At 68.3% G+C, this 23430-nt stretch carries 19 protein-coding genes and 2 pseudogenes; 15 read left to right on the top strand and 6 right to left on the bottom strand.

Annotated features, from left to right (window positions below):
• The first annotated feature begins 90 nt into the window (after positions 1-90).
• The 6 genes from BGI51_RS04575 (at position 91) to BGI51_RS04550 (ending at position 7708) form a co-directional block, all read left to right on the top strand.
• On the top strand, positions 91-1200 hold the full coding sequence (locus tag BGI51_RS04575; RefSeq protein ID WP_133861580.1) for a Gfo/Idh/MocA family protein: 1110 nt from the start codon (positions 91-93) through the stop codon (positions 1198-1200).
• A gap of 49 nt (positions 1201-1249) precedes the next feature.
• Positions 1250-2518 carry a DUF445 domain-containing protein gene (locus BGI51_RS04570; protein ID WP_187980434.1) on the top strand — a complete coding sequence of 423 codons (1269 nt, stop codon included), beginning with the start codon at positions 1250-1252 and terminating at the stop codon, positions 2516-2518.
• A gap of 390 nt (positions 2519-2908) precedes the next feature.
• Positions 2909-3985 carry a UV DNA damage repair endonuclease UvsE gene (gene uvsE / locus BGI51_RS04565; RefSeq protein WP_187980433.1) on the top strand — a complete coding sequence of 359 codons (1077 nt, stop codon included), beginning with the start codon at positions 2909-2911 and terminating at the stop codon, positions 3983-3985.
• Positions 3986-4280: 295 nt separating this feature from the next.
• Positions 4281-5198 (top strand): aldo/keto reductase, encoded by a 918-nt coding sequence (locus BGI51_RS04560; RefSeq protein WP_187980432.1) that lies wholly within the window; start codon positions 4281-4283, stop codon positions 5196-5198.
• A complete protein-coding gene (locus BGI51_RS04555) occupies positions 5199-6491 on the top strand; it encodes an NTP/NDP exchange transporter (protein ID WP_187980431.1) in 1293 nt (430 codons plus the stop codon).
• A 98-nt stretch (positions 6492-6589) separates the two neighbouring features.
• Positions 6590-7708: a metallophosphoesterase gene (locus tag BGI51_RS04550; protein WP_187980430.1), complete on the top strand. Its 1119-nt coding sequence runs from the start codon at positions 6590-6592 to the stop codon at positions 7706-7708.
• Here BGI51_RS04550 and BGI51_RS04545 read toward each other — a convergent pair.
• Positions 7689-8612: a LysR family transcriptional regulator gene (locus tag BGI51_RS04545; protein WP_187980429.1), complete on the bottom strand. Its 924-nt coding sequence runs from the start codon at positions 8610-8612 to the stop codon at positions 7689-7691. The two genes, BGI51_RS04550 and BGI51_RS04545, sit on opposite strands and share 20 nt — an antisense overlap.
• 165 nt (positions 8613-8777) lie before the next feature.
• Between BGI51_RS04545 and BGI51_RS04540 the strand changes: the two genes are divergently transcribed.
• The 3 genes and pseudogenes from BGI51_RS04540 to BGI51_RS23840 all read left to right on the top strand — a co-directional run.
• Positions 8778-10256: an MFS transporter gene (locus BGI51_RS04540; RefSeq protein WP_187981262.1), complete on the top strand. Its 1479-nt coding sequence runs from the start codon at positions 8778-8780 to the stop codon at positions 10254-10256.
• Positions 10257-10487: 231 nt separating this feature from the next.
• A complete protein-coding gene (locus BGI51_RS04535; protein WP_187980428.1) occupies positions 10488-11441 on the top strand; it encodes a GlxA family transcriptional regulator in 954 nt (317 codons plus the stop codon).
• 12 nt (positions 11442-11453) lie between these two features.
• Positions 11454-12314: pseudogene (locus BGI51_RS23840) on the top strand (winged helix-turn-helix domain-containing protein); the annotation flags it as partial.
• 621 nt (positions 12315-12935) lie between these two features.
• On the opposite strand, the gene BGI51_RS04530 reads toward BGI51_RS23840, so the two are convergent.
• The 4 genes from BGI51_RS04530 to BGI51_RS04515 form a co-directional block, all read right to left on the bottom strand.
• Entirely contained in the window at positions 12936-13376 is a 441-nt protein-coding gene (locus BGI51_RS04530) for a helix-turn-helix domain-containing protein (protein WP_187980427.1), read from the bottom strand.
• Between the two features lie 115 nt (positions 13377-13491).
• Positions 13492-14079, bottom strand: coding sequence for a DedA family protein (locus tag BGI51_RS04525; protein WP_187980426.1), 588 nt, complete (start codon positions 14077-14079; stop codon positions 13492-13494).
• A gap of 80 nt (positions 14080-14159) precedes the next feature.
• On the bottom strand, positions 14160-14882 hold the full coding sequence (locus tag BGI51_RS04520) for a pirin family protein (protein ID WP_133861571.1): 723 nt from the start codon (positions 14880-14882) through the stop codon (positions 14160-14162).
• A 155-nt stretch (positions 14883-15037) separates the two neighbouring features.
• The gene (locus BGI51_RS04515) at positions 15038-16264 is read right to left on the bottom strand and encodes an MFS transporter (protein ID WP_187980425.1); all 1227 of its coding nucleotides are present in this window, start codon (positions 16262-16264) and stop codon (positions 15038-15040) included.
• Between the two features lie 97 nt (positions 16265-16361).
• Here BGI51_RS04515 and BGI51_RS04510 point away from each other — a divergent pair, with 97 nt between their 5' ends.
• Positions 16362-17282 carry a LysR family transcriptional regulator gene (locus tag BGI51_RS04510; protein WP_133861569.1) on the top strand — a complete coding sequence of 307 codons (921 nt, stop codon included), beginning with the start codon at positions 16362-16364 and terminating at the stop codon, positions 17280-17282.
• Between the two features lie 36 nt (positions 17283-17318).
• Here the strand turns inward: BGI51_RS04510 and BGI51_RS04505 are convergent, their stop codons facing one another.
• The gene (locus tag BGI51_RS04505; protein WP_187980424.1) at positions 17319-17726 is read right to left on the bottom strand and encodes a DoxX family protein; all 408 of its coding nucleotides are present in this window, start codon (positions 17724-17726) and stop codon (positions 17319-17321) included.
• A 296-nt stretch (positions 17727-18022) separates the two neighbouring features.
• Here BGI51_RS04505 and BGI51_RS04500 point away from each other — a divergent pair, with 296 nt between their 5' ends.
• From BGI51_RS04500 to BGI51_RS04480, 5 genes and pseudogenes are all read left to right on the top strand, one after another.
• Positions 18023-18448 (top strand): DoxX family protein, encoded by a 426-nt coding sequence (locus tag BGI51_RS04500; RefSeq protein ID WP_187980423.1) that lies wholly within the window; start codon positions 18023-18025, stop codon positions 18446-18448.
• Entirely contained in the window at positions 18445-19074 is a 630-nt protein-coding gene (locus tag BGI51_RS04495; protein WP_187980422.1) for an antibiotic biosynthesis monooxygenase, read from the top strand. Before BGI51_RS04500 ends, BGI51_RS04495 begins: the two co-directional genes overlap by 4 nt.
• Positions 19071-19888: pseudogene (locus BGI51_RS04490) on the top strand (alpha/beta fold hydrolase). Before BGI51_RS04495 ends, BGI51_RS04490 begins: the two are co-directional and overlap by 4 nt.
• A gap of 52 nt (positions 19889-19940) precedes the next feature.
• The gene (locus tag BGI51_RS04485) at positions 19941-21782 is read left to right on the top strand and encodes an amidohydrolase (RefSeq protein WP_187980421.1); all 1842 of its coding nucleotides are present in this window, start codon (positions 19941-19943) and stop codon (positions 21780-21782) included.
• Between the two features lie 12 nt (positions 21783-21794).
• On the top strand, positions 21795-23390 hold the full coding sequence (locus tag BGI51_RS04480) for an MFS transporter (protein WP_187980420.1): 1596 nt from the start codon (positions 21795-21797) through the stop codon (positions 23388-23390).
• Positions 23391-23430: the final 40 nt, after the last annotated feature.

Raw genomic sequence — 23430 nt, 5'->3', positions numbered from 1 at the left:
AGGGCGCCCCCACCCCTAAGCCATCCCTTTTACCCGGTCGGCTACTGGCTTGGCCGGCCGGGTCTTTCTACACCCCTGACGGAGAACGACATGCGCGACATCGGCATCGGTCTGATCGGCACCGGCTTCATGGGTCATGCCCATGCCCAGGCCTTCCATCACGCGGCGAGCAGCTTCGCGCTCCCGGTCCGCCCGCGGCTGGTGGCCCTGGCCGACGCCGATCCGGAGCGCGCCGCTCGCTGCGCCGACGCCTGGGGCTTCACCCGCAGCTGCGATTGGGAAAGCCTGATCGCCGATCCCCAGGTCGAGCTGGTGGCCATCACCACGCCCAATCTGCTGCACGCGCCCATGGCCCTGGCCGCCCTGGCGGCGGGCAAGGCGGTCTACTGCGAAAAGCCCCTGGCGGTGAGCCTGGAGGAGGCGACGCAAATGCGCGACGCCGCGCGCCAGGCCGGGGTGGTCAACCGGGTCGGCTACAACTACCTGCAGAATCCCATGCTCAGGCAGGCGCGTGAGCTAATCGACAGCGGCGAACTGGGCGAGATCGTCAGCTTCAGCGGCGAATTCAGCGAAGACTTCATGGGCGATCCCCAGGGGCCCTTCACCTGGCGCTGCGAGACCCGCCAGGCTGGCGGCGCCCTGGCCGATCTGGGCAGCCATATCCTGTCGCTGGCGCGCTTCCTGCTCGGCCCGGTGGCGGCGCTCTGCGCCGATCTGCACACCGCCCATGGCCAGCGGCCCCACCAGGGCGGCACCCGGACGGTTGAGATCGACGACCAGGCCCATCTGCTGCTGCGTTTCGCCAGTGGCGCCCGCGGCACCCTGACCACCAGCTGGCTCAAGCACGGGCGCAAGAATCGTCTGGCCTTCGAGGTCTGCGGCACCCGCGGCACCCTCAGCTTCGACCAGGAGCGCCTCAACGAACTGCGCCTCTACCAGGTCGGTGACCGTCCGGGCCTGGCCGGTTTCCGTACCCTGCTGGCCGGTCCGCACCTGCCGGACTACGCCGCCTTCTGCCCGGCCCCTGGCCACCAGCTCGGCTACAACGAACTCAAGACCCTGGAGGTCCGCTCGCTGCTGGAGGCCCTGGGCGGCAACCCCGGGCATACCGGTGTCGACTTCCAGGAAGCTTGGGAAGTGGAACGCCTGGCCCAGGCCGCGCGCCAGTCGGCGCAGGAGGAGCGCTGGGTCAGGCTCTAGTCTGGGGTAGGATGCTGGGATCATCCCGCGCGAGGACTGTCCCTCTTCCATGACCACACTCTCCGGCGACGGCCTCACCCCGGTCCGGCGCATGAAGCTCATCGCGCTGCTGCTGCTGTTCCTAGCGGCCGCGCTCTACTGCCTGGCCACTGCCCTCGAGGCCAGCCATCCGGCCTGGGGCTACGCCGCCGCCTTCGCCGAGGCGGCCATGGTCGGGGCCATCGCCGACTGGTTCGCGGTGACCGCGCTGTTCCGCCATCCGCTGGGCCTGCCGATTCCCCACACCGCCATCATCCCGCGCAACAAGGCCGGAGTCGGGCGCAAGCTGTCGGACTTCATCTGCCTGCACTTCCTCGCCACGCCCCAGGTGCTGGCCAAGCTGGAGGAACTGGACGCCGCCGGGCGCCTGGCCGGCTGGTTGCGCCAGCCGGACAACGCCGCCGCGGTGGCCAGCCAGGCCACCGGCGTCGCCCGCTATTCCCTGGAAGCCCTGCGCGAAGTGCGGGTGCAGGCCTTCATCCGCCGGGTAGCGGTGGAGCGGCTGCAGCGCCTGGACGTGGCGGCGCTGTCCGGCGAACTGCTCGACATGCTGACCGCCGACGGTCGCCATCAGGCGGTGCTCGACGAGGTGCTGCAGGAGATCGATCGCCTGCTGCAGGACGAAGACACCCAGGCGCTGATCGCCCGCACCATCGGCGGCGAGCTGCGTACCCTGAAGTACCTGGGCCTGGACGAACGGGTCGGGCGCTGGTCGGCGATCAAGGTGGTGCAGGCGGTGTCGCGCCTGATCGGCGAGATCAGCCATGACCGCGAGCACGAGTTGCGCCGGCATTTCGATGGCTATCTGGTCAGCTTCATCGAGCGCCTCAAGGAGGACCCGGCCTTTCGCCTGCGCGGCGAACAACTGCGCGACCGGCTGCTGGAGCACCCGGCGCTGGCGGGTTATCTGCAGGAGCTGTGGGACCAACTGGTGAACTGGCTGCAGGCCGATCTCGCCGCCCCGGATTCGCGCATCCGCCGGCGCCTGGGCCGGCTGCTGGCCGAGCTGGGCGACACCCTGAGTCGCGACGAAGCCATGCGACGCTGGATCAACGAGCAGCTGATGGCCGTGGCGCCGCCCTTCATCGACCGCAACCGCCAGCGAATCGGCGACTACATCGCCGCCCGCGTGGCCGCCTGGGACACCGACGAGCTGGTCCAGCAACTGGAACAGAGCGTCGGCAAGGACCTGCAGTTCATCCGCATCAACGGCACCCTCGTGGGCGGCCTGGTGGGGCTGGTGCTGCATGCCCTGACGCAGTGGTTGGGGCCGGGGTAGGGCAGCCAGAGCACACGTGGAAAAGGCTACGCCGTTTTCCACCCTACCGCTGCATGCTCTGACAGTGTGGTCGGGGTCGGGGTCGGGGTCGGGGTAGGGGCTCGATCGCGGCCATGGGCCGCTCCTACACTAAACCCGAGCCTGTAGGAGCGGCCCATGGCCGCGATAAACCAAACCCAATCGACCGCATCGGCGGACCGCCATGGCCGCGATAGCCCTGAGCACCCATAGCTAAGCCCTGCTGCCAGGCCAGCCCCTCTCCCCCTGGGAGAGGGCCGGGGTGAGGGCAAACCCGGACGCCAGACGCCAAGCCCCCTCCACCCATCACCCCACCCGCACCCAGGCGGCGCCGCGCGGACTAAAGCCCATAGTCCCTGTCCCGAGCGTCCCATGTATCGAATCGGCTTTGCCTGCATGTACCGTCATCCCGAGCGCAGTCTGTCGCTCAAGGCGCTGGAGCAGGTCGAGCGGGCCTTCAATACCCGCACCACTACCCTGCGCTGGCTCGGCAGCGTCGAACGCGCCGCCGCCGAGGCCAAGTTGCTGGACGTGGTCACCCACAACCTGGATGCCCAGCTGAGATTCGTCGAGCACGTCGCCGACCTGCCGGACAATCTGCGCATGCTGCGCCTGAGCAGCGATCTGCTGCCCTTCTACAGCCACGCCGAATTCGCCTACTTCTATCGTTCCCAGGAGCTCCAGGCGTTGCTGGAGGATCGCTTCGGTCGGCTGGGCGAACTGGCCCGCCGCCGCGATGTGCGGCTGTCGCTGCACCCCGGGCAATTCTGCGTGCTGGGCTCGGATCGCCCCGAGGTGGTGGAGAACAGCCTGAAGGAATTCGAATACCACGCCGACATGATCCGCCTGATGGGCTACGGCCAGAAATTCCAGGACTTCAAGTGCAATGTGCACATCGCCGGCCGCCTGGGCGTGCCCGGCATCCGCGCGATCTGGTCGCGTCTGTCGAGCGAGGCGCGAAACTGCATCACCTTCGAGAACGATGAAAAGACCTATGGCGTCGACGACTGCCTGCAACTGGCCGATCTCGCCCCGGTGGTGCTGGACATCCACCACTGCTGGATCCACGAAGAGGCCTACATCGATCCCTGGGAGCCACGGGTGGCCAGGATCATCGACAGCTGGCGCGGCGTGCGGCCGGCCATGCACTACTCCCAGCCGCCGGAAGCCCTGATGGAAATGGGCGTTTCGCCCAGCGAGCGGATCGACATCAGGTTCCTGCTGCAGCAGATCAGCAGGCGGCTGCTCTATGCCCACAGCGACATGATGTGGAACGACTGGTGCAACCGCTACGCCTGCCAGTTTCTCGACCGCTTCGACATCATGTTCGAGGCCAAGCACAAGAACGTCACGGTGCGGGATTTCTACGACCGCTACCTGGGTGGCGACGGCACGCTGCCGCCGGCGGATCACGGGATTCTTGCGGGCCAGGATGCCGCCAACCCGTAGCGCGGAAAACCGCGCAGCGTTTTCCACTGGGCAGTCAGAGCTAACCAGTGGACAAGGCTTCGCCGTTGTCCACGCTACGGGATTCGGTACGTAGGTTGGCGCTGAGACGGCTTCATCGTCGAAGCCCAACGGAGAGTTTCAACCCTGGGCACCGTTGGGCTTCGCTGCGCTCAGCGCCAACCTACGGGCGGGCCTTCATTCGCAACATGCCGCAATGAGCCCGGTGGGCGGTCGGCTGGAAGAACCGCTTAACTCAAGGGTCATCCTTCCGAATTCGATCGTCGCGAGGCCCGCCATGCCGACCCGTCGCCATTTCCTGCAGACCACCACCGCCCTGGCCGCCGCGGTCACCGCCGCGCCCTGGCTGTGGCAGAGCGCCCAGGCCGCCGAGCCGTTGCTGACCCGCAAGATCCCGCGCAGCGGCGAAGCCCTGCCCGTCATCGGCCTGGGCACCTCGGGCAATCTCGATGTCGAGCTGAACGATGCCGCCCTGGCGCCACTGCAGGAGGTACTCAAGGCGTTGCTCGACGGCGGCGGCACCCTCATCGACACCGCGCCCAGCTATGGCAATTCCGAGCGGGTGGCCGGCGAGCTGGTGAAGCGGGCCCAGGCTCGCGAGCGGGTCTTTCTCGCCACCAAGGTGTCGTCCACCGGGCGCGAACGCGGCGCGGCGCAACTGGCCGCCAGCTTCAAGGCCCTGCAGACCGAACGCCTGGACCTGGTCCAGGTGCACAATCTGCAGGACACCGCCAACCAACTGGCCCTGCTGCGCGAACAGCAGCAGGGCGGCAAGGTGCGCTATGCCGGTGTCACCCACTATCGCGAAGCGGCGCTGGACGATCTGCTCGCCACGCTGAAGCAGGAAAAGGTCGACTTCGTGCAGTTCAACTATTCGGTGGGCGAGCGCGAAGCCGAGAAACGCCTGCTGCCCTATTGCCGCGACCAGGGCATCGCCGTGCTGATCAATCGCCCCTTCCAGCGCGGTAATCTGCTCTCCGGCACCCGTGGCAAGCCGCTGCCAGCCCTGGCCGCCGAACTGGGCGCGACCAGCTGGGCGCAACTGCTGCTCAAGTTCATCCTCGCCGACCCGGCGGTGACCGCGGTGATCCCGGCCACCAGCAACCCACGCTACATGATCGATAACCTCCAGGCCGGTCGCGGTCGCCTGCCTGATGCACGCCAGCGTGAGGCCATCGCCGGGCTGTTCGCCTAGATGAAGGATTGGCTCGGTCGCGTCCTCGACGCCCGCGCCGGCGAGTCGTCCGCGGCCCTGGCCGGCTTTGCGCTGTTTCTCTGCCTGTTCGCCGGCTACTTCATGCTGCGGCCGATCCGCGAGGCCATGGGCATCGCCGGTGGCGTGGAGAATCTGCAGTGGCTGTTCACCGCCACCTTCCTGGTGATGCTGCTCGCCGTGCCGCTGTTCGCCTGGCTCAACTCGCGGGTGGCGCGGATTCGCTTCGTCGACTGGGTCTACGGCTGCTTCGCCCTCAACCTGCTGGCGTTCGCCGCCTGCTTCGCCAGCCTGGGCGACAGCGTCTGGCTGGCGCGTGCCTTCTATGTCTGGATATCGGTCTACAACCTCTTCGTGGTCTCGGTGGCCTGGAGTCTGATGGCCGATGTCTTCGACGGCGCCCAGGCGCGGCGGCTGTTCGCCTTCATCGCCGCCGGGGCCAGTGTCGGCGGGCTGCTCGGGCCAGTGCTGGCCGCCGCCCTGGCGCCCCGGCTCGGCGAGGCGGGCCTGGCGCTGCTGGCCGCCGCGCTGCTGCTCCTGGCGCTCAGGCTCAAGGCCTATCTGATGGGCTGGCGCGAGACCCGGGGCGCCGGACGGCCGGGCGCGCCGCCGACCGAGAGTCCGCGGCGCCCGGTGGCCGGCAATCCCTTCAGCGGCCTGACCCGGGTGCTGGCCTCTCCCTATCTGCTGGCGGTGAGCGCCTTCGTCATCCTGCTGGCCACGGTCAGCACCTTTCTCTACTTCGAACAGGCACGCCTGGTGGCCGAGCTGTTTCCCGACCGCTCCCGCCAGGTGCAGGTGTTCGGCCTGCTGGATTTCGTGGTCCAGGCCGGCGCCCTGGCCAGCCAGGTGCTGATCACCGGCCGCCTGGCCCAGCGCCTCGGGGTGCGGGTGCTCCTGGCCGGGGTGCCGCTGCTGATGTGCATCGGCTTCCTGGGCCTCGCGCTGCTGCCCACCTTCGCCATGCTGGCGGGGCTGATGATCGTCAGGCGGATCGGCGAATACGCCTTCATCCGCCCGGGCCGCGAGATGCTCTTCGCGCCGCTGGACGCCGAGACCCAGTACAAGGCCAAGAACTTCATCGACACTGTGGTCTATCGCGCCGGTGACGCCGCCAGCGGCTGGGCCAAGAGTCTGCTGGACCTGCTCGGCCATGGCGCCTGGCTGCCGGCGCTGGTGGGCGCCGGTTGCGCGGCGCTCTGGGCCTGGCTCGGCTTCTACCTGGGCCGGCGGGCGGACCAGGCGGCCCAGGCCGACGAGGCGGAGCGGCGCTGAATACCGGCTGAATCGTTGTAGCCGGAAACAACCCGGGGCTCCGAGAGGCGCCCTGCAGGGTGCTAAGGTAAGGCCTTCTTCCTGCCTCAAGGCCCTCCATGTTCCGCTCCCGCGCCATGATGTACCTGGTCCTGTTCGCCCTGCACCTGTTCATCGGCCTCAGTGTCATCGGTGACCTCGGGCTGTCGCCTGTCGCCCAGCTGCCGTTCTGGGCCCTGCTGATCCTGTCCTTCGTGCTGGTGCCCCTGGGCTTTCGCTCGCGGGACATGAACTCGCGCCTGCTGGCCTGGGCGGCGCTGATCGCCATGGGCGTGTTTTCCAGCCTGGCGGTGTTCAGTCTGCTGCGCGGCCTGGTGGTGGCGCTCGCCAGCCTGGTCGGCCACCCGCTGGACGCCGCCTGGCGCGTCGGCAGCGCCTGGGTGGTGCTGGGCCTGGTGCTGCTGGTGGCGCTGCGCAGCGTCTACAACGCCCGCCGTACCGCCAAGGTCAAAGAGGTGGACGTGGCCTTGCCGACGCTCCCCGCTGGCCTGGACGGCCTGCGCATCGTCCAGCTCAGCGACCTGCACATCGGCCCGACCATCAAGGCCGGCTATCTGCAACGCATCGTCGAGCGGTTCAACGGTCTGGACGCCGACCTGGTGGCCATCACCGGTGACCTGGTGGACGGCAAGGTGGCCGAACTGCGCCAGGAATTCCTGCCGCTGCAACAACTCAAGGCGCGCCTGGGCACCTATGCCATCACCGGCAATCACGAATACTATTCCGGCGCCGAAGCCTGGGTACGCACCTGGCGCGAGCAGGGCCTGACCGTGCTGCTCGACGAGCATCGGGTGCTACAGCACCAGGGCACGCCCTTCGTACTGGCCGGCATCACCGACTACTCGGCGCCGCTCTATGTGCCGAGCCACCGCAGCGACGCCGCGACCGCCTTCGCCAACGCCCCGCAAGGGCTTTTCCGCCTGCTGCTGGCCCACCAGCCGCGCTCGGCGCCCAAGGCCGCCGCCGCCGGCGCCGACCTGCAGCTCTCCGGCCACACCCACGGCGGCCAGTTCTGGCCCTGGATGCACTTCGTGCGCCTGCAGCAACCCTGGGTCGCCGGCATCCACCGCCTGGATCGGTTGACCGTCTACATCAGCCGCGGCACCGGCTACTGGGGCCCACCGCTGCGATTCGGCGCGCCGAGCGAGATCACCCTGATCAGGTTGCGGCGGGGGTAGGGTTGGCCCTGATAGCCCCCTTGAACAGCCGCTGTTCGATGAAGTCGACGAACACCCGGACCTTGGGGGAAAGATGGCGGCTGGAAGGCCAGAGCGCCCAGAACTGGCCTTCGTCCTGGGTATAGGCATCCAGCAGCGTCTCCAGCCGGCCCGCCGCGAGGGCCTCTCGGACCAGAAAGTCCGGCATGAAGGCAATGCCATGACCGTCCTGCGCCGCCATGAGGATAGCTTCCATGTTGTTGAGGACCAGGGCGGTCGGCAGGTGCAGACGGCTAAGCAGTGGGTCGGCTGACAGGCTCCAATCCATGATCTTGCCGGTAGTCACGAAACGGTAGCGTAGACAGTCATGCCGCTCCAGGTCTGCCGGGACAGTGGGATGACCACGCCTTTGTAAATAGCCGGGGGCGGCGCACAGCAGGAAGCGGAAGGGGCCCAGGCGCCGGGCCATCAATTTGTTATCCGCAAGACCACCGCTGCGGATGACCACATCGAAGCCTGCGTCGATCACATCCACCAGCTCATCGTTGAAGTCCAGCTCCAGTTCGATCTGCGGATAGTGCTCTCGAAAGGGAGCGAGGTGAGGAAGCAGAAAACGATAGCCGATGGTTGGCAGGCTGACCTTGAGTCGGCCTTGGGGCGTTCGCGCCGTCTGGGAGAGCAGCGCCCGGGCCTCTTCCAGCTCATCCAGAACCCGCTTGCAGCGCTCGTAGAACAGCGCACCTTCCGGGGTGAGACTGACCTTGCGCGTGCTGCGATGAAACAGTCGCACCTGCAACGAGGCTTCGAGTTTGGCCACGTTCTTGCCGACAGCGGAGGCCGAGATGCCCATGGCCTGGCCGGCATTGACGAAACTCAAGGCATCCGCGGTCTTCACGAAGGCGACCAGGCTGGTCAGGCTATCCATTTCGATTGAATCCTTTTGCTCCTTTATCAGTGGATCTTAGCCCTGTTTATCCCTTATTACGTCCTAGATAAGGTGGGTGAAACTCCATCGCGCGCTCACCCCGGCAGTTTGGCCAATTGTCGAATCCGCAGGACTCTCTTCATGTACAGGTCTCCAGCCGTGGCCATGCCCACGGCGCTCGCTCGCTATCCGATCGTCTTCGCCATCTGCCTGGCCGCCCTGGTATTACCGCTGAGTTTCACGGGCGGCGCGGTGGCAACGCCTACCATAGGCGCAGCGTTGCACGCCGATGCCGTGGCCATGGCCTGGATCACCAATGCCTTCATGCTCAGTTTCGGCAGTCTGCTCATGGCCGCAGGAACCCTGGCAGATCGCTATGGCCGCAAGCGACTCTTTCTCGCCGGTGTGGCGAGCTTCACCCTGGTCTCCCTGCTGCTTGCGGTGGCCCCCTCGATCCTGTGGTTCGACGGCTTGCGAGCCGCTCAGGGCGTTGCGGCAGCCGCGGCCTTGGCGGGAGGCAGTGCGGCTCTGGCGCAGGAATTCGAGGGGCCGGCGCGCACGCGCGTCTTCAGCCTACTCGGCACGACCTTCGGACTGGGGCTGGCCTTCGGCCCGTTGCTTACCGGGATCTTGCTGGACGAATGGGGTTGGCGGGCCATCTTCCTGAGTATCGCCTTGCTGGCCGGCAGTGCCGCGCTGGTCGCCTGGAAATGGTTGCGAGAGAGTCGCGATCCACAGGCGAGTCAGCTCGATGTCCCGGGGGTACTGTACTTCTCCTGTACGCTGATCGCCTTCACCTCCGCCATCATCCTGGGACCACGCGAGGGATGGACCTCGCTGGCAGTGACGTCCCTGCTCCTTCTTGCAATGCTCGGTTTGCTGCTGTTCGTACGCAGGCAGCTACAGAGTCAACGGCCGATGCTGGAGTTACGGCTGTTTCGCCTGCCGCGCTTTCTCGGTGTGCAGCTGCTGCCCATCGGTACCTGCGTCTGCTACATCGTGTTCATCGTCCTGTTGCCCCTGCGGCTGATCGGTGTAGAAGGTCTGGGGGCGACCCAGGCGGGCCTGATTTTGCTGGCCTTGACCCTGCCACTGCTGGTGCTCCCCCTACTGGCGGCCTGGCTGACGCGCTGGTTACCTGCCGGTTATCTCTGCGGCCTCGGCTTCCTACTCGCGGCAGCGGGTCTCATGGCGCTCAGCGGCCTCCCCCTGGGTGGGGCACTGCTGCCGCTGCTGCTGTGCCTGACCGTGATCGGCGTGGGGACCGGGCTGCCTTGGGGGCTGATGGATGGCCTGGCGCTCAGTGTCGTCCCCAAGGAGCGTGCCGGCATGGCGGCCGGTATCTTCAATACCACTCGAGTCGCGGGGGAGGGAGTAGCCTTGGCGCTGGCTTTGGCGGTCTTGAGCTGCTTGATAGAAAGGCATCTCACCCAGGCGCTGGCCGATTGGTCTGTCCCGGCGAGGCAGGCGTTGGCTCAGCAAGCGGCGATGGGCGATCTCAAGAATTTACCTCCGGCTATGTCCGGCGTGCTCCAACGTGCTTACTTGCATAGCTTCGACACCCTGCTGCAAGGCGCGAGTCTCGTGACCGCGCTGATTGGGTTGATCACCTTGGTGATGCTCAGGCCCATACGCGCGAAATAGAGCGATCTGGCAGGCCTGGGCTACTGGCGTATCCGTCAAACGGCGGCGGGATGATCCTGATCGCGGCCACTATCGACGACTGCAGCTCGACTCGGGGCGTGAGCTGAAATCCGTGAACTACATGGAAAAAGTCCCTTGCCCTCATGGCGTAAGTTCTTATCCTCACCTCAATTTCACCCGGACGCCCCAGCGTTCAAGGACCAACTGCTACACGGATAAGGATGTATCGCCATGACGAGGACAGTGGCTTTCTTGCTGGTCCCCGAGGTGCTGATGCTGGATTTCGCCGGGCCGGTGGAGGTGTTTTCCATCGCCAATCGCTATCTGGCCGCGGCTGACCACTATCGCATCGTGACCATCGCCGCCGGGCGGCGACGGACCCTGCGTTGTTCCAATGGCATGACGATACGCACGGAGCTCACCACCCAGCAGCCGCCCGCGGCCTATGACCTGCTGCTGGTGCCCGGCGGGCCGGGCGCCTATCTGGAGCCCCATCCGGACGTCGCGGCCTGGCTGCGCCAGGTGCCCGCGCAGTGCGCGCGCTACGGGGCGGTCTGCACCGGTACCTTTCTGCTGGGCAGTGCCGGCCTGCTCGATGGCCGGCGGGTGACCACCCACTGGAATTATCGCGAGCGCCTGGCGCGGCGCTTTCCCCGTGCCCAGGTGACCGCCGACGACATCTACCTGAGCGATGGCCCGCTGCTGAGCTCGGCCGGGGTCACCGCCGGCATCGACCTGGCGCTGGCGCTGGTGGCCGAGGACCATGGCAAGGCCATCGCCCGGGAGGTGGCCAAGGTGCTGGTGGTGGTGACCCAGCGGCAGGGCAAGCAGGCCCAGTTCAGTCCGCTGTTCGACGAACCGGAGGCGGTCACCGCCATCACCCGGGTGCAGCACCACGTCGTGGCGAACATCGACCAGGCCTATTCGATCAGCCGGCTCGCCGAGCTGGCGACCATGGGCACCCGCAACTTCGCCCGGGTGTTCAAGCGCGACACCGGCATGACGCCGCTGGAGTTCGTCCTGCGGGCGCGCATCGATCACGCCCGTGGATTGCTGGAGACCTCCGAGCTGCCGCTGAAGACGGTGGCCTTTCGCAGCGGCTTCGCCAGCGACCGCTGCATGCGCGCCGCCTTCCAGAGCCATCTGGGCCTGACCCCGGCGCAGTACCGCTATCAATTCAGCTGAAATCGGCGGCTGATGGCGGTATCACGCCCATCGATGGCAGCTTCTGGCCGTAGATCGTCGTACAACCTGCCTGGGCAGCGGCCAGAATGGTCCTACCTATCGGCTAAGGAGAGGCGCAGACGCCCGCGGGCGCCGGGAAGGAGTACCCCGGCGACCCATGGCGCGTGGCGCGGCATGGTCATGCAAGAGCTCAAGTCCCTGGAAGACGCCAGTGCCTTCCGCTTCTGCGGCCTGGTCCTGGATGCGCGACGGCGCCTGTTGCTCGATGGCGAGCGCGTGCTGCCCCTGCGCGGGCGGGCGCTGGACATCCTGCGGGTGCTGCTGGAACACCCTGGGGAGCTGGTCGACAAGCAGATCCTGATGACGAGGGTCTGGCCCGGGAGCGTCGTCGAGGACATCAATCTGCGGGTGCACATCTCGGCCCTGCGCCGGGTGCTGCGCCCCTACAGCGCCGACGATCCCATCCTCAGCGTCCGCCAGCGCGGCTACGGCTTCGCGCCGCCGGTGGAGCGGCTGGGCGAAGGCGACCTGATACCCCTGGTCGAGACGTCACCGCCGCTGACGCCCCTGGAAGGTCGCGACACCAGCCTGGTCGAACTGCGCCGGTTGCTTGCCCAGCGCCGCCTGGTGTCGGTGGTGGGCACCGGCGGTGTCGGCAAGTCGCTGCTGGTCCAGCATCTGCTGCCCGTGCTGGCGGAGGACTTTGCCGACGGGATACAGAGTCTCGATCTCGCCGCACTGGGCCACATGATGGCGCTGGTGGAGCGCCTCGCCAGCGACCTGGGCCTCGCCAGCGGCAGCGGTCTGCCGGCGCTGCAGGAAGCCCTGGCCACGCGCCGCCTGCTGCTGGTGCTGGACAATGCCGAGCGGCTGGTCGAGCCGGCGGCCTGGCTGGTGGAAAATCTGCTGCAAGGCTGTCCGCAGCTCAGGGTGCTGGTCACCAGTCGCGAGGCCCTGCGGGTGGAGGGAGAGGCCGTGTTGCGCCTGGCACCGTTGCCGATCGCGAATCCACCCTCGCGCCACCTGCGCGAGGCCATGCGCGAACCGGCCTTCCGGTTGTTCGTCCGGCGCGCCCGGGCGCGGCTGCCGGGGCTGCGACTGCAGCCGGCCGACGTGCAACTGGTCGGCGAGATCTGTCGGCGCAGCGAGGGCGTGCCCCTGGCGCTGGAGATCCTCGCCGAGCAGGTGGCGGCCCAGGGCCTGAACGGAGTGCTGGCGCAACTCGAAGGCGGCTACTACCTCAGTGTCCAGGGGCGGCGGACCGCGGCGCAGCGGCAACGCAGTCTCGGCGCCATGCTGGACTGGAGTCTGCACAGCCTGGGCGAGTCGGAATTCGCGGTGCTGGCGACCCTGGCCGAGGCCGGCGAGCGCTTCAGTCGCAGCGAGGCCCTGGCGCTGGCGGCGCAGCGCGGGCTGGAGGAGGCGCACTTCATCCCCCTGCTGGGGCAACTGGTGGAGAAGTCGCTGATCCTGGTGGAAGGCAGCGGGGCGACGCTAGGCTACCGCCTGCTGGCCATGCTGCGGCTGCATCTGCGGCAGTTCCGCCAGCAACCGCCGCTCCAGGGCCTGCTGCTGCCAGGCCAGCGGCGGGACCCCGATGGCGCGGGTGAATACCCGGCTCAGATGCGCCTGATCGAAGAAGCCGCATTCCAGGGCGATCGCCGCCAGGGGCAATTCGCGCTCGACGAGTAATTGCTGGGCGCGGTGGATGCGCTGCTGCCGCAACCATTCCAGTGGAGCGAGCCCGGCACTGAGCTTGAACTGGCGGGTGAAGTGACTGCGCGACAGGCCGCAGACGGAGGCGACCTGACTGACGCTGATACCGCGCTCCAGATGCTGCAGCAGGACCTCCTTGGCCAGCCGTTCCTGCCAGGCGGCCAAACCGATCAGTCGGGTGCTGGATAGAGCCAGGGTGCTATCGACGGTCATGGACATGGCGCTCTCCCTATCAAACCAGCCGCGTCGCGCGACCGTCTGGATGAGAATGATTCCCTGCAGTTGTCTGACGTGCGAGTTGCCTATCGTTAATTAGCGTTAAGGCGGCAACGCTCTAGGCGCAATACTGTCGCGCCGGAGCTGGCCGAGGGTGCCGCCGGGCCAGCAGGTGCCAGCCCAGCAGGGCGAGGCCGAGCAGTCCGGCGAGCAGCAGGGGCGCCGGACCATAGGCCTGGAGTCTGTCGATCAGGGCCAGGATGTGTTCTTCGAACAGCTTTCCCAGGACCAGGCCGGAGCCGATCCACAGGGTGGCGCCGCCCAGGTCGTAGGCCAGGAAGCGCCGCAGGGGCATGGCGCTGGCACCGGCGCTGAGGGTGGCGAGGGCCGCGGCGCCGGGGACGAACTTGGCCACCAGCAGCAGGCCGGGCAGGCGGGTAGCCGCCGGGACGTGGCCAGGCAGGTGGCGCAACAGCCAGGCGCCATGTCGCCGGCCGGCCCAGTACCAGAGCAGATCGGCCACGCCGGTGACCGCCACGGTAGCCAGCAGCGCCAGGAGCAATTCGGCTTCATCGGCCGCGGCGCCCATCACCACCAGCGACGGATAGGCCGGTACCGGCAGGCCCAGCTGTTCGCCAAAGACGTTCAGCGTCAGCCAGAGGGTGGCGTTACCGGCCACCAGGGAGGTCAGGGCTTGGGTGCTCATGGCGCGTTCTCGGCAAGGGGAGGCCGTTGGAGCGGCCTCCTAGCGCAAACAGGGCCTACGATTTCGCGAGCAAATCGTAGTCAGGGCATTTGCGGCAGTTCGTTGGGCCGCAGATCAAACACCAGCACCTCGGCGTCGGTGCCGTGGGCCAGCTGCAGTTCGCGCTCGCCGCGCAGCCTGGCGCCGTCACCGGCCTGCAGCAGGACGCCGTTCAGTTCCAGGCTGCCGCGGGCGACGTGCACATAGGCATGGCGCTCGGGGGCCAGTTGCAGAGTGGCGCCTTCGCTGCCGTCGAACAGACCGGCGTAGACCCGGGCGTCCTGGCGCACTTCCAGCGAACCCTCGGCGCCGTCCGGCGAGATGATCAGGGCCAGGCGGCCACGCTTGGCCGCGGCGCTGAAGTGCTGCTGCTGGTAGCGCGGTTCGGCGCGGCGCACGTTGGGCACGATCCAGATCTGCAGGAAGTGCACGCTCTCGCGCTCCGAGTGGTTGTACTCGCTGTGACTGACGCCGCTGCCGGCGCTCATCAGCTGGACGTCACCAGGGCGAATCACCGAGCCGGTGCCCAGGCTGTCCTGGTGCTCCAGGGCGCCTTCGAGCACATAGGAGAAGATCTCCATGTCGCGGTGCGGATGCTCGCCGAAGCCCTGGCCTCCGGTCACGGTGTCGTCGTTGATCACCAGCAGGTCGGAGAAGCCCTGCTCCGCCGGATTGCGATAGCTGGCGAAGGAAAAGGTGTGGAAGGACTTGAGCCAGCCGTGGTTGGCGGCGCCGCGATCGGAAGCTTTACGAATGGCCAGCATGATGAGGCTCCTTGTCTGAGTGGGGCGCGGTCTGTTCCGACGCCATGGAAGTCATCCTACTGTGGCGCCTGGGTTTGATTAACGAGCTGGAAGGAGAATGGTCGTCCTGTTTTGGTTGACGATACCCCTGGCTGGCGTCACCTGCTGCTCCGCGCTCATTGAACCTGGCGCGGACGGGCCGGCCAGAGCCGGACGGTCAGCGCCAGCAGCGCGGTCGCCAGCGCCAGACCGGCGACGCCGCTCCAGCCCAGCCGCGCCAGCAGCAGGCTGCCCAGGGCCGCGCCGCTGGCCATGCCGATGAACATGCCGGTGAAGAGCACCGCGTTGAGCCGGCTGCGCGCCTCGGGTTCCAGGCCGTAGACCTGGGCCTGGTGGGCGATCAGGGTGGCCTGGACGCCCAGGTCGAAGATCACCGTCGCCAGCGCCAGCAGTACCAGACCGGCCACGCCCGGCAACCAGGGCAGCAGGAGCAGGCTGGCGAAGGCCAGGGCCGCCAGGCCGATGCCCAGCCGCGTCACCCATTCCGAGCCATGGCGATCCGCCAGGCGGCCGGCCCAGGGCGCGGCCAGGGCACCGGCGGCACCGGCCAGGCCGAAGGCGCCGGCGGCGGCGCTGCCCAGCTGGAAGGGCCCGGCGTGCAGATAGAGGGCGAGGGTCGACCAGAAGGCACTGAAGCCCACCGACAGCAGGCCTTGCGCCAGGGTCGCCCGGCGCAGCGCGGCATGCCGGCGCCAGAGCGCGCCCAGGGAGCCGAGCAGGGCCGGATAGCTGAGTCGGGTGGTGGCGGCGAAGGCGGGCAGGCCGCGCCACACCGCCACGCCGATGGCGGCGATGCTCAGGGCGGCGAGCAGATAGACCGCCCGCCAGCCAAACCACTCGCCCACCAGGCCGCTGACCACCCGGGACAGCAGGATGCCCAGCAGCAGGCCGGTCATCACCGTGCCGACGATGCGCCCGCGCGCGGCCGGCGGCGCCAGGGTCGCGGCGGCAGGGACCAGGTCCTGGGCCACGGTGGCGGCCAGCCCGGTCACCAGGCTGGCCAGCAGCAGCCCGTGCAGCCCCGGCGCCAGGCTGGCGCCCAGCAGCGCCAGCAGCAGCACGGCCAGCTTGGCCAGGATGATGCGGCGGCGGTCGAAGCGATCACCCAGGGGCGCCAGCAGCAGCAGCCCCAGGGCATAGCCGAGCTGGGTAAGGGTAGGGATCAGTCCCACGTCGGCGGCAGGTGCTGGCAGTGCGCCCGCGAGAATGCCGAGCAGCGGCTGGCTGTAATAGAGGTTGGCCACGCTCAGGCCGGCGCCGGTGGCCAGCAGGCCGAGCAGGGCAGGGGACAGGCTGGCAACTTGAGGTGAGGTGTGGCTATGCGGGAGTGGAATGTCGGTCATGGCGGTTCATCCGGTGGGAAGACGATGAACGCATTCTTCACCAGAGCCATCGCCACCTGTAGCCGAACGCCGGGTACAGGGGGTATACGTAGACCGTATGAACACCACCTTTACCCATGATCGTCTCGATCTGCTGGAAACCTTCGTGCGCATCGTCGAGGCCGGGAGCCTGTCGGCGGCTGCACGCCAGCTCGGTACCACGCAGCCCACCGTCAGTCGGCGCCTGCAGGCGCTGGAGGCCGCGCTGCAGGTGCGCCTGGTGCAGCGCTCGACCCACGCCCTGCGCCTGACCGAGGACGGCCAGCGCTGCTATCGCCAGGCCCAGCAACTGCTCGGCGATTGGCAGGCCTTCGCCGCCGCCCTGCACGGCGCCCATGCCGAGCCCGAGGGACGGCTGCGGGTGGTGATGCCCCATGCCTTCGGCCAGGAGCAGTTGCTCGATCCGCTGGAGACCTATCTGCGGCGCTATCCGGGGATGCAGGTGGACTGGGTGCTCAGCGACCGGGCACCGAATTTCGTCGCCGATGGCGTCGACTGTGCCATCCGGGTGGGGGTGGTGGAGGATCCGGACACCGTGGCGGTGCGCCTGGGCGACGTCCAGCGCATCCTGGTGGCGGCGCCGGAGCTGGCGAGCGCCCTGCAGACACCCGAGGAGCTGACGGCGCTGCCCTGGATCGCCATGACCCAGTTCTACCAGACCGAACTGCGCCTGCAGCTGGGCGCCACTGGCGAAAGCCGGCTGGTCCCCTTGCGGCCACGGCTGGCCACCGAGAGCCTCTTTGTCGCCCGGCATGCCGCGGTGCGCGGCCTGGGCTGCGCGGCACTGTCGCACTGGATGGTGCGCGAGGACGTCGCTGCGGGGCGCCTGGTCCATCTGCTCCCCGAGTGGCAGGCCGCGCCCCTGCCGCTCTATCTCATCTATCCCTATGCCCGCGTCTACCCGGCGCGGCTGCGCCTGTTTCTCGAACTGGTGCGCGAGGCCTGCGCCAGGATGCTGGATGTGACAGCGCCCGCCTGAACGCAAGGATCGGGCGGGCGCATCGAGCGAGGGCGATCAGGCGAGGCGGGCCGACCGCGCCGGCCGCCGGCCATCCAGGCTCAGGGCCCCGGCGCCGAAGGCGGCCACCTGCAGCAGGCCACCGGCGATGGCGACATTCTTGAGGAAGTGGATCAGCTGGTTCTGGTCGGCGAAGTTGTGGTGGAACACCAGGGCAGTCACCAGGGTGAAGGCGGCCATGGCCAGCGCCACCGGCCGGGTGCGATAGCCGATCAGCAGCAGGCTGGCGAGTCCCAGCTCCACCGCCAGGGCGCCGAGGTAGGCAAGGTCCGGGAAGGGCAGGCCCATGGCGGCGATGTAGCCCTTGGTGGCCGCCGGAGCGAGCAGTTTGCCCACGCCGCTGAACAGGAAGAGGCTGGCGAGCAGCAGGCGGCCGGTGGTGGCGGTGAGGGCTTGAGTGTTCATCGTCGACTGTCCTTGGTGAGGTCCGGCATCCGGTGTGGATGCGATGGGGCCAGGTTACTGTCCACCCTGAATTCGATTAAGTAGCCGTTCCGCGTTTCATAGTCTCTCAAGAGTTGACTATTTCCGGCGTACTAATCCGTACTGTGACCTGAATCCTTTCACCTGCACGCCACAGCACAGGCGTACAAAAACCAGCACAGACGTCCAAGGCCGCCCAGCGTCGTCCGGGTGAAAGTCCGCTCCATCGACGGCGCGGGGTCTTCTCGCAGCCGATTCTTTTCGCGGGAGGCTGGGCCATGGAACGCTTGCGACTGGATCTGGGACTCTTGTTCCTGCGCCTGGGTGGCGCCGGACTGCTCCTGGCGGTGCATGGTCTGCCCAAGGCGCTGCATTTCCGCCAGCAACTCGGCTTGATCGAGGACCCGTTGCACCTGGGTGCCTGGCCGACCCTGGGTTTCGCGGTTTTCGCCGAGGTCGTCTGCCCGCTGTTGATCGCCCTGGGCTGGGCGACGCGCCTGGCCTGCCTGCCGATCCTCGGCGTGCTGCTGATTGCGCTGCTGGTGGTGCATCCGCAGTGGTCCCTGGAAGAAGGCCAGTTCGGCTGGCTGCTGCTGGTGCTGTTCGGCACCCTGGCGCTCACCGGGCCGGGTCGCTATTCGCTGGAGGCGCGGCTGGCCAGGCGTCAAGCCACCCAGGGTGGTTTCGCGAGGGCGCTGTCATGAGTGCCGCACTCGGGCAGGACCTGCAGCAGGCCCACAGCCGCATCGTCACCCTGGTGATCCGCCACCAGCCCCTGGCCGACCAGCAGGACGCCTACCAGCGCTGGCTGCAGCGCGCGGTCACCGCCGCCCGCGCGGCCTGCGGCCACCTGGGCGTGGATGTCATCCCGCCGGCGGAGGAGGGCGCCGCCTTCACCACCCTGGTGCGCTTCGCCGACGTCGACCAGCTCCAGGCCTGGCTGGCCTCGCCCGAACGCCAGGCGCTGATCGCCGAGGTGGCGCCGCTGCTGCGCGAGGCCGATGCGCCCGAGGTGCATGCCGACGCCGAATTCTGGTTCAACCCGCCGCGCCCCGGCGTGCGCCCGCCGCCGGCCTGGAAGCAGGCGGTGCTGACCTACCTGGTCATCGCGCCCCTGACGATGCTGATCCCACCACTGTGGCAGCCGCTGTTCGCGCGCTATCCGCTGCTGGCCGGCACTGTGCCGAGCAACCTGCTGATCACCCTGTGCATCGTGCCGCTGGTGGTATTCCTGATCATGCCGAGGGTGAGCCGCCTGTGCGCGCCCTGGCTCAACGCCCGCTCGGGCGCCTTTTCCACTCCTTCCACCCACAGAGGCGAGCAACCATGAGCACCTTCACCACCCGCGACGGCGTCGAGATCTATTTCAAGGACTGGGGCAGCGGCAAGCCCGTGCTGTTCAGCCACGGCTGGCCGCTGGACGCCGACATGTGGGACTACCAGATGCACCATCTGGCCAGCCACGGCTATCGCGCCATCGCCTTCGACCGCCGCGGCTTCGGGCGCTCCGGCCAGCCGTGGAATGGCTATGACTACGACACCTTCGCCGATGACATCAAGGAGCTGATCGAGCACCTGGACCTGCGCGACGTCACCCTGGTGGGCTTTTCCATGGGCGGTGGCGACGTCAGCCGCTACCTGGCGCGCCATGGCTCGGCGTGGGTCGCCAAGCTGGCGCTGCTCGGCGCCGTCACCCCGCTGTTCGGGCAGCAGCAGGACTTCCCCCAGGGCGTCGACCAGAGCGTCTTCGACGGTATCCGCGGTGGTCTGCTGAAGGACCGCGCCCAGTTCCTCGCCGACTTCGCCCCGGTGTTCTATGGCACCAACCAGGGCCAGACGGTCTCCGCGGGCGTCTTCACCCAGACCCTCAACATCGCCCTGCTGGCTTCGCTGAAAGGCACCCTGGATTGCGTCACCGCCTTCTCCGAGACCGACTTCCGGCCGGACATGGCCAAGATCGACGTGCCGACCCTGGTGATCCACGGCGACGCCGACCAGGTGGTGCCCTTCGCGACCACCGGCAAGCTGGCCGCCGAGCTGATCCGTGGCGCCGAGCTCAAGGTGTACGCCGGCGCCCCCACGGCTTCGCGGTGACTCACGCCGAGCAGTTGAACCGCGACCTGCTGGCCTTCGTCGCCCGCTGAGCCTTCCCGGGCGCCTCGCGCCCGGACTTCTGATCCTGGTCCCGGAGGCCACATGCAACACGCCGATCTGATTCTGCACAACGGCAAGCTCCACACCGTCGATCCCGAGCGCCCCGAGGCGACCGCGGTCGCCATCAAGGACGGCGTCTTTCTTGCCGTGGGCAGCGACAGCGACGTCATGGCCCATCGCGGCCCGGGCACCCAGGTGGTCGACCTGCGCGGGCGCCGCGCCATCCCCGGCCTCAACGACTCCCACCTGCACCTGATCCGCGGCGGCCTCAACTACAACCTGGAACTGCGCTGGGAGGGCGTGCCCTCGCTGGCCGATGCCCTGCGCATGCTCAAGGACCAGGCCGAGCGCACCCCGGCGCCCCAGTGGGTGCGGGTGGTGGGCGGCTGGAACGAATTCCAGTTCGCCGAGCGCCGGCTGCCGACCCTGGAGGAGCTCAACCAGGCCGCGCCGGACACCCCGGTGTTCATCCTCCACCTCTACGACCGGGCACTGCTCAACCGCGCCGCCCTGCGTGTCGTGGGCTACACCAAGGACACGCCCAATCCGCCAGGTGGCGAGATCCAGCGCGATGCCCGCGGCGAGCCCACCGGCATGCTCATCGCCCGGCCCAATGCCATGATCCTCTACGCCACCCTGGCCAAGGGGCCCAAGCTGCCGCTGGAATACCAGGTCAACTCCACCCGCCAGTTCATGCGCGAGCTCAATCGCCTGGGCCTGACCAGCGCCATCGACGCCGGCGGCGGCTTCCAGAACTACCCGGACGACTACCAGGTGATCCAGGAACTGGCCGATGCCGACCAGCTCACCGTGCGCATCGCCTACAACCTCTTCACCCAGCGGCCCAAGGAAGAGCTGACCGACTTCAGGAACTGGACCAGCAGCGTCACCCTGCACCAGGGCACCGACTTCCTCCGCCACAACGGCGCCGGCGAGATGCTGGCCTTCTCCGCGGCCGACTTCGAAGACTTCCTCGAACCGCGCCCGGACCTGCCGCCCACCATGGAGGCCGATCTGGAACCGGTGGTGCGTCACCTGGTGGAGCAGCGCTGGCCGTTCCGCCTGCACGCCACCTACGACGAATCCATCTCGCGCATGCTCGACGTCTTCGAGCGGGTCAACCGCGACGTGCCCTTCAACGGGCTGCCCTGGTTCTTCGACCACGCCGAGACCATCAGTCCGCGCAACATCGAGCGGGTCAAGGCCCTCGGCGGCGGCATCGCCATCCAGGACCGCATGGCCTTCCAAGGCGAATACTTCGTCGACCGCTATGGTGCCCAGGCCGCCGAGCAGACCCCGCCGATCCAGCGGATGCTCGCCGAAGGCGTACCGGTAGGGGCGGGGACAGATGCCACCCGCGTCTCCAGCTACAACCCCTGGACCTCGCTGTACTGGCTGGTCAGCGGCCGTACCGTCGGCGGCCTGGCGCTCTACCAGGAAGGCCTGCCACGGGCCACCGCCCTGCAGCTGTTCACCCAGGGCAGCGCCTGGTTCTCCTCGGAACAGGGCAAGAAGGGCCAGCTGCGGGTAGGCCAGCTGGCCGATGTGGCGGTGCTCTCGGCGGACTTCTTCACGGTCGAGGAAGAGGCCATCAAGCACCTGGAGTCGGTGCTGACCGTGGTCGGTGGTCGTATCGTCCATGGCGCCGAGGAATTCGATCGCCTGGGTCCGCCGCCCTTGCCGGTCACCCCGGACTGGTCGCCGGTGGTCAAGGTGCCCGGCCACTGGAAGCCCGGCGCGCCCCTGCAGGCCGCCGTGCACCAGTGCGCCGGCGCCTGTTCCGTGCATGGCCACGGCCATGAGCGGGCGCGCCAGAGCCGGGTGCCGGTCAGCGACTTCAGTGGCTTCTGGGGCGCCTTCGGCTGCTCCTGCTTCAGCTTCTGAGGAGCGTCCGCCATGACCGCCGCCGCCCTGACTTCCACCACCGCCTCGCCCTGGCAGCCCCTGCGTCAGCGCACCTTCCGCTGGCTGTGGCTGGCCAGCATCGCCTCCAACATCGGTACCTGGATGCACGAGGTGGGCGCCGGCTGGTTGATGACCTCGTTGTCGGCCAGCCCCCTGGCGGTGGCCCTGGTCCAGGTGGCGGGGGCGCTGCCGATGTTCCTGCTGGCACTGCCGGCCGGCGCCCTGGCCGACATCGTCGACCGCCGGCGCTACCTGCTCGGCGTGCAGCTGTGGATGGCCGCGGTAGCCCTGGCTCTGGCCGGGCTGACCCTGGCCGGCTGGATGACCGTGCCGCTGCTGCTGGGCCTGACCCTGGCCATGGGCGTGGGCACGGCGCTGATGCTGCCGGCCTGGTCGGCGCTGACCCCCGAGCTGGTCGATAAAAGCGAGTTGCCCGCGGCCATCGCCCTGTCCAGCCTGGGCATGAACGTGGCCCGTGCCCTCGGCCCGGCGCTCGCCGGGGTGCTGGTCAGCCTGGCCGGTCCCTGGCTGACCTTCGCCCTCAATTCCGTTTCCTTCCTTGCCGTGATCGTCGCGCTCCTGACCTGGCGACGCCAACCTGCAGCCGCCGTGCTGCCCGCGGAGCGCCTGCTGGGCGCCGTCCGGGTCGGCCTCCGCTATGCCCGCAGCTCGCTCCAGCTGCAGGTGGTGCTGGCCAGGACCGCCGCGTTTTTCCTCGGCGCCAGCGCCGGCATGGCCCTGTTGCCACTGCTGGTGCGCCAGGCCCTGCAGGGCACCGCCCTGGATTTCGGCATCCTGCTCGGGTGCGTCGGCCTGGGTGCCATCGGCGGCGCCATGCTCCTGCCGCGGCTGCGCGAACGGCTGTCCAGCGACCTGCTGGTGGCGGGTGCCAGTACGCTCTATGCCGGCGTGCTGCTCGGCCTGGCCTGGATTCGCGACTTCGCCTGGCTGCTGCCGGTCATGCTGGTCAGCGGCCTGGCCTGGATCGCCGTGCTCTCCAGCCTGCAGGTGGCGGCCCAGACCGCCGTGCCCGGCTGGGTGCGCGCCCGTGCCCTGGCCGTCTACATCCTGGTGTTCTTTGGTACCAGCGCCCTGGGCGGCTTGCTCTGGGGTGCCCTGGCCAGTCACTTCTCCCTGAGTCTGGCGCTGAGCGCGGCGGCCGGGGTGCTGCTGGCCGGCATCGGGCTGACCTGGCGCCTGCGTCTGCCGGTCACCCCGGCCGCCGATATCGCCCCTTCGCTGCACTGGCCGGCGCCGATCCTCGACGATTCCCTGGATCGCGAGCGCGGCCCGGTGATGGTCACCCTGGAGTACGACATCGCCCCCGAGCATGGTCCGGCCTTTCGCCAGGCCATGCAGGCGGTGGGCGCCATGCGCCGGCGCAACGGCGCCTTCTCCTGGGCCCTGCTGCAGGACAGCGCCGAGCCGCGCCGCTGGCAGGAATTCTTCTGCGACGAATCCTGGCTGGAACACCTGCGCCACCACCACCGCGTCACCCAGGGCGAACAGCGCCTGGAAGCGGCGGCGCGCCAGTACCAGACCCCCGGCGTACCCGTCGCCATTCGCCATCTCCTGGGCGGCGCCTGATGCCGCCCTTCACCCGCAACCCCCAAACCACTCCCTGAGG

The sequence above is a fragment of the Pseudomonas oryzihabitans genome, assembly GCF_014522265.1.
Classification (GTDB): Bacteria; Pseudomonadota; Gammaproteobacteria; order Pseudomonadales; family Pseudomonadaceae; genus Chryseomonas; species Chryseomonas aestiva.
Note: the sequence above shows the minus strand (reverse complement) of the source record. Positions and strands in the feature narration are given on the sequence as shown.

Coding starts and splice junctions, on each gene's coding strand:
- BGI51_RS04560 (WP_187980432.1), top strand. CDS start 4,281: ATGCCGACCCGTCGCCATTTCCTGCAGACCACCACCGCCCTGGCCGCC.
- BGI51_RS04575 (WP_133861580.1), top strand. CDS start 91: ATGCGCGACATCGGCATCGGTCTGATCGGCACCGGCTTCATGGGTCAT.
- BGI51_RS04480 (WP_187980420.1), top strand. CDS start 21,795: ATGACCGCCGCCGCCCTGACTTCCACCACCGCCTCGCCCTGGCAGCCC.
- BGI51_RS04505 (WP_187980424.1), bottom strand. CDS start 17,726: ATGAACACTCAAGCCCTCACCGCCACCACCGGCCGCCTGCTGCTCGCC.
- BGI51_RS04500 (WP_187980423.1), top strand. CDS start 18,023: ATGGAACGCTTGCGACTGGATCTGGGACTCTTGTTCCTGCGCCTGGGT.
- BGI51_RS04545 (WP_187980429.1), bottom strand. CDS start 8,612: ATGGATAGCCTGACCAGCCTGGTCGCCTTCGTGAAGACCGCGGATGCC.
- BGI51_RS04540 (WP_187981262.1), top strand. CDS start 8,778: ATGCCCACGGCGCTCGCTCGCTATCCGATCGTCTTCGCCATCTGCCTG.
- BGI51_RS04535 (WP_187980428.1), top strand. CDS start 10,488: ATGACGAGGACAGTGGCTTTCTTGCTGGTCCCCGAGGTGCTGATGCTG.
- BGI51_RS04515 (WP_187980425.1), bottom strand. CDS start 16,264: ATGACCGACATTCCACTCCCGCATAGCCACACCTCACCTCAAGTTGCC.
- BGI51_RS04495 (WP_187980422.1), top strand. CDS start 18,445: ATGAGTGCCGCACTCGGGCAGGACCTGCAGCAGGCCCACAGCCGCATC.
- BGI51_RS04550 (WP_187980430.1), top strand. CDS start 6,590: ATGTTCCGCTCCCGCGCCATGATGTACCTGGTCCTGTTCGCCCTGCAC.
- BGI51_RS04555 (WP_187980431.1), top strand. CDS start 5,199: ATGAAGGATTGGCTCGGTCGCGTCCTCGACGCCCGCGCCGGCGAGTCG.
- BGI51_RS04510 (WP_133861569.1), top strand. CDS start 16,362: ATGAACACCACCTTTACCCATGATCGTCTCGATCTGCTGGAAACCTTC.
- BGI51_RS04570 (WP_187980434.1), top strand. CDS start 1,250: ATGACCACACTCTCCGGCGACGGCCTCACCCCGGTCCGGCGCATGAAG.
- BGI51_RS04520 (WP_133861571.1), bottom strand. CDS start 14,882: ATGCTGGCCATTCGTAAAGCTTCCGATCGCGGCGCCGCCAACCACGGC.
- BGI51_RS04525 (WP_187980426.1), bottom strand. CDS start 14,079: ATGAGCACCCAAGCCCTGACCTCCCTGGTGGCCGGTAACGCCACCCTC.
- BGI51_RS04485 (WP_187980421.1), top strand. CDS start 19,941: ATGCAACACGCCGATCTGATTCTGCACAACGGCAAGCTCCACACCGTC.
- BGI51_RS04530 (WP_187980427.1), bottom strand. CDS start 13,376: ATGTCCATGACCGTCGATAGCACCCTGGCTCTATCCAGCACCCGACTG.
- uvsE (WP_187980433.1), top strand. CDS start 2,909: ATGTATCGAATCGGCTTTGCCTGCATGTACCGTCATCCCGAGCGCAGT.